General features: G+C 40.1%; 8 protein-coding genes. 6 read left to right on the top strand and 2 right to left on the bottom strand.

What is annotated here, in order from left to right; all coding sequences use genetic code 11:
- The first annotated feature begins 12 nt into the window (after positions 1-12).
- Entirely contained in the window at positions 13-1,293 is a 1,281-nt protein-coding gene (locus RMX89_RS14645) for a HAMP domain-containing sensor histidine kinase (protein ID WP_322689439.1), read from the top strand.
- A gap of 291 nt (positions 1,294-1,584) precedes the next feature.
- Here RMX89_RS14645 and RMX89_RS14640 read toward each other — a convergent pair whose 3' ends face one another.
- Positions 1,585-2,859 (bottom strand): APC family permease, encoded by a 1,275-nt coding sequence (locus RMX89_RS14640; RefSeq protein ID WP_322689438.1) that lies wholly within the window; start codon positions 2,857-2,859, stop codon positions 1,585-1,587.
- Positions 2,860-3,382: 523 nt separating this feature from the next.
- Between RMX89_RS14640 and RMX89_RS14635 the strand changes: the two genes are divergently transcribed.
- The 5 genes from RMX89_RS14635 (at position 3,383) to purT (ending at position 9,439) form a co-directional block, all read left to right on the top strand.
- On the top strand, positions 3,383-4,237 hold the full coding sequence (locus RMX89_RS14635; protein ID WP_322686371.1) for a mechanosensitive ion channel family protein: 855 nt from the start codon (positions 3,383-3,385) through the stop codon (positions 4,235-4,237).
- A 385-nt stretch (positions 4,238-4,622) separates the two neighbouring features.
- Positions 4,623-5,573, top strand: a complete 951-nt coding sequence (locus RMX89_RS14630) for an ABC transporter ATP-binding protein (protein ID WP_322689437.1) — start codon at positions 4,623-4,625, stop codon at positions 5,571-5,573.
- Between the two features lie 44 nt (positions 5,574-5,617).
- Positions 5,618-7,396: an ABC transporter permease subunit gene (locus tag RMX89_RS14625; RefSeq protein WP_322689470.1), complete on the top strand. Its 1,779-nt coding sequence runs from the start codon at positions 5,618-5,620 to the stop codon at positions 7,394-7,396.
- A 331-nt stretch (positions 7,397-7,727) separates the two neighbouring features.
- Entirely contained in the window at positions 7,728-8,210 is a 483-nt protein-coding gene (locus RMX89_RS14620; protein ID WP_322689436.1) for a pentapeptide repeat-containing protein, read from the top strand.
- A gap of 65 nt (positions 8,211-8,275) precedes the next feature.
- A complete protein-coding gene (gene purT, locus RMX89_RS14615) occupies positions 8,276-9,439 on the top strand; it encodes a formate-dependent phosphoribosylglycinamide formyltransferase (protein WP_322689435.1) in 1,164 nt (387 codons plus the stop codon).
- 233 nt (positions 9,440-9,672) lie between these two features.
- On the opposite strand, the gene RMX89_RS14610 is transcribed toward purT, so the two are convergent.
- The gene (locus RMX89_RS14610) at positions 9,673-11,076 is read right to left on the bottom strand and encodes a serine hydrolase (RefSeq protein ID WP_322689434.1); all 1,404 of its coding nucleotides are present in this window, start codon (positions 11,074-11,076) and stop codon (positions 9,673-9,675) included.
- Positions 11,077-11,348 lie beyond the last annotated feature (272 nt).

Here is an 11,348-nt window from a genome sequence, read left to right as displayed (position 1 = left end):
TTAGCATAAGTTGTGTTTAACCGCAGTCGTCGTAACTTAGCTCGTTGGTTTACCCTTTCAATGGGGTGCATTCTCATTCTCTTTGCTGGAGTGATTTACAATCTTGAGGTAAAAGACAAGCTCAAAGCATTAGATCAACTGCTTTATAAAAGAGCAGAGTTAATGGCAGCCAGTTCGCAGTATCGGCTGTATCAAGGACAAAAAGAAGTCGATCTGAGCAATATACCGCTATTGGGTAGTGGTTCTCACCCCGCTGATATTGAATTGGTCTATGTTCGCTGGTATGACCCCAACGGCAAACTCAAGCGGTTTTTTGGTACTCCACCTCCAGAAAAGTTGGGAATAGCATCTGAGTTTCTCACGATTAAGTCCGTTGACCAGTTTACAGGTGAGACGCTTTGGCTTCGTCAAGTCACCCTACCTGTTCAAGGAGGAAATTCGGTCATCGGTTATCTGCAAGTTGGTATCCCACTGACAGAAACTCAAAACGATCTCAGAGAATTTCAGTTAATGTTGACCCTTGCTGTGCCTATAGCACTGGGGTTAATTGGACTTACAGGTTGGGTACTTGGCGGCATAGCTATGCAACCCGTTCAGCAAGCCTATAATCAACTACAACGCTTTACATCAGATGCTTCTCATGAGTTGCGATCGCCCTTGTCTGCGATTTTAACCAATGCCCAAGTTGGGTTACTAATGGCAGCAGACCGTCCCCAAATCCATCCCTCAATAGAGAACATCATCGATAGCGCCAAGTCGATGAGTACCTTGGTCAATAACCTACTGCTGTTGGCTCGGCATCAGGGAAAATTAACTCCCGAATCTCTCAAAAAGGTTAATCTTAATAGCTTGCTAGAGAATTTAGCTATTTATTACAATACTGTTGCTGCAAAAGCGTCGCTCGAGTTGATCGGCCATTTACCAGAACAACCCATTGAGTTGTGGGCTGACCCCGATTTGCTGCGCCTAGCTGTGGAAAACTTGCTTAACAACGCCTGTAATTATACTCCATCTGGTGGAACTGTCTGGTTACGCTTAGAACCTCACCCAGATCGGGCAGTAATTCAGGTTATTGATACTGGAATTGGAATTCCAGAGGCAGATTTACCTTATATTTTCGATCGCTTTTACCGAGTTGATACAGAACGTACCAGAGAAAGCGGCGGATTTGGGTTAGGATTAGCGATCGCTCAACAAATTGTCCAGGCTCACGGCGGTCACATTCATGTGATGAGCAATGAGGGTAAAGGCTCGACGTTCCAGATAAAGTTACCACTTATGAGCCATTCCTAAATCACCTTTAAAAGATGATTCATAATGAAAATCTAAAGCAAACGATCTGCTAACAGAGAAGGCACTGTTTGCAAATTCAAGTTAAATTAACGTGAATTCGACGAGTGCTATTTTGACCTCTCCCCCAGCCCCTCTCCGTGTCGGAGAGGGGAGCCAAAACCCTAATTTCTCATTGCTCCTCCCTTTTCCCGTGGGAGAGGGAGGTTGGGAGGGAGAGGTTCATCGAATTCAAGTTAAATTAATCCAAACGTGGACTATTACAAAAACATTTTAGAGTTGAGCAAAGCTTCTTCAAAGGTGTAGCCGTCGATTATTTGACAGGTAGTAGATTACTTCAATGCCTATAGCTACTCCTACCATCAACACTAAAACCCAGACGGTTTGTGGATCTGTTTGCAAAGCAAACCAAATCAACATTCCTAGTGCTACTAAACATATTCCAGCACCTAAAAGTGAAATCCACTGCTTGCTTTTCGTATAACGATGCATACGAGCGTTAGCTAAATTAACCGCAGCAAATATTAGGAGAAACCCGGCACTACCCATCGTTGAAATCCGACTTATATCACAAAAATTGGCGATTATGAGAGTAATACCACTAGTAATAAATAAGCCAATTGAAGATTGCTCTATGCCATTCATTTTGCTACCAAAGTTAAACCCCCTAGATTTAGCAATCACAGTGCTAAAACGAGCTGAACCGTAGAGTGTGGCGTTACTAGCCGAGATAGTTGAGAAAAGAGCAGCAATAGTAATCAATACAGATCCAAATTGCCCCATAATTGGTTTGGCAACTTCAGCCAAAGCATAGTCTTTTACTGCCAAAATCTGTTCTATTGGTTCTGCTCCCAATGTAACCAGTGCTATTAAAACGTAAAGCAAAATAACGAACCCGATTACAGAGTAATAAACTCGTGGCAAAGTATGCTTGGGATTGACAAGATCCTCTGCTGCATTGGCGATTAGCTCAAAGCCTTCATAAGATAAGAAAATCACCATTGCTCCGGCGAAAATTGACTGTAGCGACGATATTGAGACTGGTTCTAGACGGGAAATGTCGATATGACTACTTCCCATAGTAATGAACAGGAGCAAAATCCCCAGTTTGAAGCTGACAATCCAGATTTGAGATTTACCAATATGATTGGCAGTTAGTAGATTTAATCCAGTTGTCCCTAAAATTGCCAAGCTAATCAGTAAATGCTTCCAAATCGGTTGAGTAGATGTAAACAGGCTAACTCCATAACTACCAAAAGCCTGCAAGTAAAAGGAAAGCATGACTACATAACTAAACCACAGTAGAAGATTCAGTGTCCCACTAAACAGTCCTGAACCAAAAGCCTGGTTTAAGAAGGTTACTGTCCCGCCTCGACATGGATGAGCTACCGAAAGTTTTGCATAAGCATAAGTAGTTATCAAAGCTATTGTCCCGGCGATCGCAAATGCTAGTGGTGCGCCTACATCAGCTATTTGAATTACAACTCCCAGTGCTGGAAAAAGTCCACCAACAATGCCGCCTACACCCAATGCCCACACAGACCAAAAACCGATTTTTTTACTTGACACCTGTAACCTCTTTAGGAATAGATAGTCTCATAGTCGTTGACCAACACGCACATAATCAAGCTGAGATTAGGCGGTTGGGAATATAGCGGTTCTCGATCGAATGAGGCACATCCTCAAAGTTAAAAGGGTTTATATATGAAGTCTAGCTATACTTCACCAACATAGGAAGCGCTATAAAAGCCTTGACTAAAAAACTTGGCCCTGCTGGCATAGCGCGATTTATGCAGAAATTTGAGATAGGGAGCAAAGATTGATACGCCAGACAAGGATTAAATCTTGGAAAATCCCAATATCTATGACATCTTTACTTGAATTAAGGAGTAAAAAAACAGCAACAAGCCAAAAAGTAGATAATCCCGCAAGAAAAGATTTATTTATATTTGCCCAAAACTGTTCAGATATCCTCCGAGAACAGTTTCCTATCTGCTGCACATTACAGCAAAAATTAAAAAAAAGTATTGATATATCATTTTGATTTAATTTCTTGTATGTTTATTGTATTTAATATTCACAGACAAAAATTATGGATTTTAGACAAATTAGCTTAGTTGCTAGCCAACTTTTAACTCAGTTTGGGTTGAAAATTTTAGGTGCGATCGCACTGTGGCTGATTGCTCAACGCTTGATTGATTTTGGATTGAAGCTAGTACGACGTGCTTTCCGAGGTCAACACGTCGATCCAACACTCATTAACTATCTTCTGAATATCATTGGTGTCACACTGAGAATTATTCTAGTTGTGGCAATTCTCGGCTTCTTTGGGGTTGAAACAACTTCCTTTGCTGCATTGCTAGCAGGAGCAGGCATTGCAATTGGTGCAGCATGGGGGGGTTTACTAGCCAACTTTGCAGCCGGAGCATTTTTAATTGTTTTTCGACCTTTCAAAGTTGGTGATTTCATTACCACCGCAGGCGTGACAGGCACTGTTACAGAAATTGGACTGTTCACAACAAATATCAATACGCCTGATAACGTGTTGACAATTGTCGCTAATAATAAAATCTTTGCTGATAACATCCAGAATTATTCTGCCAACCCTTACCGTCGGGTTGATCTAGTGGCTCAACTTCATCATGATGTGAAACACAACGAAGCGATCGCACTTTTGAAAGCGAAAATTAGCCAAATTCCTAATGTTCTCCAAAATCCAGCACCGGATGTGGAAATTCAGAATTTCAACTTTGCAGGGCCTGTACTAGCAGTACGTCCTTATTGCAATAACGATCACTATTGGCAGGTTTACTTCGACACTAATAAAGCTATCCGTGAAACCTTTGGTGAGGCTGGATATCCAGTTCCCGAATACCGTTATGCAATTAGCGGCTCATCTGGTAATGGGGTTAATAACGTCATCCCACCACTATCAGAAATAACTTGACACTAAAGAAAAAAGTCAAGGTTTAATTTGCAAATATTTCATAAATAGCAGAATCAGAATTAATAAGTAGGTAGGGCGTATGTCTTACCTACTTTTGCTAAGTTTATGACCTATTCCAGTGAAAATACCATTGCCTACTGAGCAAGCGGTTGACTCTAATATCATCAGGTTTGCAATATTAGTACTAGAGATTTCTAGCTTTAGTATTCCCCTTAGCAAAAATTAATAGTTGGTATTATTTAAAACTTTAGTGAAAATAGGGTAAATAATGCCCAGAACTCAAAGCAGCTTTAAATAAAGCTAGTTTCAATTTTGGAAACCATCCTGACAAAAGCTGTAAAAAAAGTTAGGTTAGCGGTTAATCACAAGCCGCACCCTAGCAGCGATGGTAAAAGAATTAACAATTTGTACCCGTGGACTCACTAAGCAATTTGACCGACACGTTGCTGTCAATGATGTTGATTTAGAAATCCAAGCGGGGGAAGTTTATGGACTGATTGGGCCGAATGGCGCGGGTAAAACAACTCTCATCCGAATGTTGGCGACTGCTGAGGAAGCAACTACAGGTGAGATTTATATTAATGGCGATCGCCTGATCCGTGACAGCAGTAACCTCAAACTTAAGCGTCATCTTGGCTATTTACCCGATGACTACCCACTATATGAAGATTTGACAGTCTGGGATTACTTAGATTACTTTGCGCGTTTATATCGTTTGCGAGAACCGCGCCGCACTAAACGCTTACATGAAGTTTTAGAACTTATTCAACTTGGTAATAAACGCAATAGTCAGATTTCTACTCTGTCGAGGGGAATGAAACAGCGTTTAAGTTTAGCGCGAACCATTATCCACGAACCAATTTTACTATTACTAGATGAGCCTGTTTCTGGGCTTGACCCGATTGCAAGGATGCACTTTCGTGAAATTATTAAGGCTTTGCAAGAAGCTGGAATGACTACGATCATTTCCTCCCACGTTCTCAGCGATTTAGCGGAAATTTGTACTTCTGTAGGAATTATGGAACTTGGCTTTTTAGTAGAAAGTACTTCCCTACAGCAACTTTATCAGCGTCTAGCCCATCAGCAAATTGTCTTATCAACTCTAGGGAACTTAGAGACACTTTTGAACGAACTTAAACACCATCCTTTAGTAGAAGAATGGGAGGTTATATCAGGAAAAAACAGCGTGCGGGTGAATTTTTCCGGCAAAGATGAAGATAGTGCCGAGTTATTGCGATCGCTGATCAAAGCGGGCATTCCTCTAACTGATTTTCACTGCACGCAAGAAGACTTAGAAAGTATTTTCTTAAAATTAGGTCACAAACAAGCATCTTGATTCATCAATAAATATCACTCACTCTTTTGGGAGAAATTTTTCAGATTATGCTTAATTTAATCGACAAAATCGGCGATTGGAATCCGCAATTATTCCGCGAACTCAAAGGACAATTTAAATTTTTTAATGTAGCGATCGCAGTTGTGACATCTTTCGTATTGCAACTGGTAGTTACTTTATATCATTTAAGTAACGCTCCTAATAATAAATACTCCCTAACTGGGACATACTGTCGTTTACGTCAAATATATGAACCGCAACAAACACAGGTTTTCAAAGAATCAGATCAATCTAAAATTGCTGAATTAAATGATTTCTTCTCAAAGAATTTTTGTCCCCAAATTCAAATTGATTGGCAGATGTGGTGGCGAGATCATTGGGAATATATATTCTTAACATTTAGTGTAATTTTTATATTTACACTAATAGTTGCAGGCACTTATTTGCTAATTAACGATTTCGCTAAAGAAGAAACTCGCGGCACACTAAACTTTATCCGTCTTAGTCCCCAATCAGAAACAAGTATATTGACTGGCAAGTTGCTAGGAGTTCCGAGTTTAATTTATCTGATGATTTTAGTAGCAGTTCCTTTACATTTATGGGCTGGGCTTTCTGCCCAAATTGCTTTTAGTTACATTTTGGGTTACTACGCAATTCTTGCTGCTAGCTGTATTTTCTTTTACAGTGCTGCACTACTACTTAGCTTATTTAGTCGTTCGTTTAGTGGTTCTCAGCCTTTGTTGGGTTTACTAGTTAGTGGTGTAATTTTTATGTTTTTGTTCATAACGATGTTACTTGCATCGTCTTATAACAACAGTTTAAATAATTCAATTGCTTGGTTTAGACTTTTTAATCCTTGGGATACAACTAATTATCTATTTCCTAACTTATTTAATCTATCCAATGGCTCGGATATTAAAAAGTTGCAGTTTTTCTATTTACCATTAGGGAGAAGTATTATTAGTGTTGTTGGCTTTCATTTATTAAATTTAGGATTGTGCAGTTACGGAATTTTGCAAATTCTTAAACGTTGCTTCCGTAACCCTCAAGCCTCAATAATTAGTAAGAAGCAAAGTTATTTATTAGTAGCGTTTTGCCAGTTGATGATCTGGGGTTTTACTCTACAAATTGGTGAAAATAGTTACACACTAGATCGACAAGTTGGGGAAAATTACATTTTACTAGCATCGTACAACTTGCTGTTGATTTTAAGTTTAATTGCAGTTCTTTCGCCTCACCGTCAAGATGTACAAGATTGGGCAAGATATCGACATCAAGGAGTTTCTAGCCACAAGAGTATTTGGCAGGATCTAATTTGGGCTGAAAAAAGCCCTGCACTAGTGGCGATCGCAATTAATCTTACAATTGTTACTATCCCCTGGCTAATTTGGATTTCATTGACATCTATTTTTGATACCAACAATGGCCAAACTTGGCTAGGTAACGATGTTGACAGGTTTAAAGTACTTTTAGCTATAGCTTTGTCTATCAGCGTAATCATGATTTACGCTACCATCGCCCAATTGATACTTTTGCTGAAAACTCCCAAACGTTCTTTCTGGGCAATTCGGATTATAGGTGCAGCAGTGTTACTACCACCGATAATTTTAGAATTTATCGGCATCACATCACAGGTGTCTACTGTGATGTCTACTGTATGGCTGTTTTCAACTTTTCCTTGGGTTGGTATCCAAGGCTCTAGTACGACAACAATTTTTATGGCATTCCTCGCTGAGTTAACTTTTCTAGGATGGTTAAACTTGCAGTTGACAAGGCAAGTGAAATTAGCAGGCGAATCTGCTACGAAAGCATTATTAGCATAACATTAGCTCGTTAGTTATCAATAAACTTAAAACCTCAATTTCTCAAAACAATTGGGGTTTTTGTTTTTTATGAATGCTTGAAAACTGTTATATTATATATTCTTTGTTATCTAACAGAATTCAGGAGTCAGGAGCCAGAATTCAGTATGAATTCTGTGCGAGTGGCGGATAAATAAGTGGGTTTAAGACCCCCGCTAAATCTTCGATTTAGCGGTCAACAAGAAAGTGGCGGGTCTGAATCCCCCACTAATTGATTCTGACTCCTGAATTCTGACTTCTGAATTCTTCTTCAATTTTTTATTAACACAAATATCACAAAAATCTGAAAATAATGTTAAATATCTCTACTCAAGACCTACGCAACACAGCCATTAATTTTTTAGAACAAAGTTCCCCACAACGTCTACAAATTCTGAAGCAACTGGGTATCGCTCGTTATGAGTTTTTAACTAAAATTAACCTAAATGAAGCTAATATCATTTGTATAATACGATTTTTTAAATATCCCAGTCAGCTAAAGTTCCCTAATCTGATGGGAGCAGATTTATCTGGTTTAATTTTAGATGATGTCAACTTCATCCGAGGAAATTTGTCAGAAGCAAATCTCCAAGGTAGTAGTTTAGTAAATGCAGACCTTTTATTTGTAAATTTTACAAAAGCCGACTTGAGAAATGCAGATTTACGAGGTGCAACTCTGAACGAGACTATTTGGTTAGAGACTCTAGTAAATAAATGTCAGTTTGGCGTAGGTATTGGTTTAAATCATCTAGAACGTCAAGATTTAGAACTACGCAAAGCGATATTTAGTTCTTGAGAAGTTAGTAATGAAAACACAAAAAATTATAAGATGATTGAATTGATATTGACCTGGATAAGTTAATGAGTATTAAGTTGCCCCAAAAATTGATGTTGCTGGGTTCAGGAGAACTAGGCAAAGAATTTGCGATCGCTGCTCAACGTCTTGGTAATTATGTGATTGCCGTTGACCGCTATGCCAATGCTCCAGCGATGCAGGTTGCTGATGCTTATGAAGTTATTTCTATGCTCAGTGCTGATGATTTAGAAGCTGTAGTGACAAAATATCAGCCAGATATTATTATACCAGAAATTGAAGCAATCCGAACCGAAAAACTCATCGAATTTGAACAGCGAGGGATTACAGTTATTCCGACTGCGGCTGCTACTAACTATACAATGAACCGCGATCGAATTCGGGAACTGGCACATCAAGAATTGGGCATTAGAACGGCTAAATATGGTTATGCAACAACTCTAGAAGAATTAATTGCAGTTTCGGATAAAATTGGCTTTCCCAATGTTGTTAAACCGGTGATGTCATCATCTGGGAAAGGTCAATCTGTAGTGCAGGATAAGACTGAAGTTGAGAAGGCTTGGAATTATGCGATCGCTAATTCTAGAGGAGATAGTCAAAAAGTCATTGTAGAAGAATTTATTAACTTTGAAATTGAGATAACTTTACTAACAATTAAACAGTGGAATGCACCGACAATTTTCTGTTCTCCTATTGGTCATCGCCAAGAAAGAGGCGATTATCAAGAATCGTGGCAACCCGCAGAAATTTCTGAAGATAAAATATTAAAATCCCAAGAAATAGCGATAAAAGTTACTGATGCTTTAGGAGGAGCCGGAATTTTTGGCGTTGAATTTTTCATTACTAAAGATGAAGTGATTTTTTCAGAACTTTCTCCCAGACCCCACGATACGGGAATGGTGACATTAATCTCACAAAATCTTAACGAATTTGAACTACATTTAAGAGCTATTTTAGGCTTGCCAATTCCTCATATTGAACAGCTAGGAGCCTCAGCCAGTGCGGTGATTTTAGCTTCAGAAAAATCTGATTCTATTGCTTTTAGTGGTGTCGCCGATGCTTTGTCGGAAAAAGATGTAGATATTAAATTATTTGGTAAACCTAATGCTCATCCATATCGGCGAATGGGCGTAGCTTTGACGAAAGGTGTGAATGTCCAAGAGGCTAGGGAAAAAGCTACTAAAGCCGCAAGTAAAATCACAATTATCTAATTACTGTAGGGACGCACATCTGTGCAGTGGTGTCAACTTAAGCTCAAATGCTTCTCCCCACATATACTTTACCCCTCCCCCAACCCCTCCCCTTGGCAAGGGGAGGGGCGGTTTTGGCTTTAGACAAAACCGGGGTGGGGTGACGCGGATAGGCGAGTGGACTTAATATCAGATGATTATAGGGCTTTCACGTTAACTTGACACCTATGCGCAGCTAGCTTTGCGCCCTACTCCTATCTCGTAACACTATTAGGTGAATCAACCGCAGCAACTGGATTCGGCTGATTCAGATAATTGTAAACTAATTGGGAAACTTGACGGATAAAGTCTCTCCCTCTTGTGTCTTTATAAGGACGGGTAACGAAGATAGCCGCCAGGTAACGCTTACCATTGGGCATAGTCACAAATCCCGCATCGCCAATAAGAAACCCAATATCTCCGGTTTTGTTGGCGATAACTGCACCTTTCCCCAAACCGGCGGGAAGCAGTGTATGAATTGTGGTGTGACGCAGAATATCTAAGGCTTGCTCCCGACTTTGGGGCGAAACTAACTTGTTATTCACAACTAAAGCCAGCACCCGCGCCATATCTTGAGAACTTGTGGTGTTGGTTCCTCTCAAATCAGCTAAAAGATGGCGAATTACCGTGTCTTTCAGTCCCCAACTACGGAAACGCTGATTTAGTTTCGCCGCTCCACCTAAGCGATCGATAATCATGTTGGTGGCAGTATTATCACTAATGGTAATCATCTTAGTGATGGTTTCCAAAGCTGTGTACTTCTTCCCAACTCGCTCATATTGCATACTTCCAGAACCATTGGTAACTAAGTCACGCCGCATCGTCAGGTTTTCCTGAAGGGTGACTTTACCAGCATCTAAATCTTGGAAAAAAGCGATAAGTATTGGCAGTTTAATTGTACTAGCAGCCGGGAAAACGCGATCGCCTCCAATATCCAAATAATCCCCAGTATCCAAATCTAGAAAAAACATTCCTGTTTTCAGAAAGCTGTAGCGACTCATCAAGGCTTTAATTTGAGGTTCCAGCGCTTTCATCGGTGAATGCATTGGAACCACACCAGCAAAGAGAGTGCTATTATCATTCACTCTTGGAGAAATACTCGGAGTTATTTCTAAATATTGCGGCTGGGTTGCAGTTAATCGTATTGGCTTGGGTAACTGCACAGACCAATGATTGGGGGATTCCTCTTGCAGTTGCACCTGTGCTAAATCAAAGGTGTAGTCGGGTGCTAAAGTAACTACCATGCGGGTAGTCTCTGCATTAAACTGCTCGATGCGGATGTCTTTAATTACTGGGCCCACTCTTTGACTAGTCTGTGGATATCCTAATGTAACTCCAGCCAAATCAATTACCAAACGAGTCGGGTTGGTAAGTAATTGCACTTTCGGTTGAACATTTTCATCTGTGGTGAAGTCCAGATGATTGCGATTGCTATCAAAATGCCAATTAGCGATGCCTACGCCCGCCGCAGGCATCGCACCATTAGCTTTAACAGTAGAGCCAAGCAGGATTAAGCTTAAGAAGCTGGGTAGAAGCCAGCTAAATTTTACAATGTTTTCTTTGTGTGTGAGTAGCATCAGCGATCGCGTTGTGTGTGAGGAAAATTCTTGAACGAACAAAAGCCGCCCACCATTAAAGCACAATTATGAAAAGTTTAGTAAATTGCAGTGAAAAGGCATGGTAAAGAACCAACCGAACCGATTTTGAGCGTGGCGTAATCTATTGCATCCACGCACGAATGCGTTTGCGTATCGCCGCTGATGACTATTTCTCCGGCGTGAGCTGCAATGCCTCAATTGTGTCACTGAAAGCTTTTATTGCGAAATCTACATTAGATATTCGATAGGCATACCACATAAACATGAGTGTTATCCTGACATAGCATTGACAT

Origin of the sequence: Nostoc sp. DedSLP04, assembly GCF_034530775.1 — a bacterium.
Taxonomy (GTDB): Bacteria; Cyanobacteriota; Cyanobacteriia; order Cyanobacteriales; family Nostocaceae; genus Nostoc.
Note: the sequence above shows the minus strand (reverse complement) of the source record. Positions and strands in the feature narration are given on the sequence as shown.

Bases quoted from the DNA above. Each gene is read 5' to 3' on its own strand.
- purT (WP_322689435.1), top strand. From the start codon at position 8,276: ATGAGTATTAAGTTGCCCCAAAAATTGATGTTGCTGGGTTCAGGAGAA.
- RMX89_RS14620 (WP_322689436.1), top strand. From the start codon at position 7,728: ATGTTAAATATCTCTACTCAAGACCTACGCAACACAGCCATTAATTTT.
- RMX89_RS14635 (WP_322686371.1), top strand. From the start codon at position 3,383: ATGGATTTTAGACAAATTAGCTTAGTTGCTAGCCAACTTTTAACTCAG.
- RMX89_RS14630 (WP_322689437.1), top strand. From the start codon at position 4,623: ATGGTAAAAGAATTAACAATTTGTACCCGTGGACTCACTAAGCAATTT.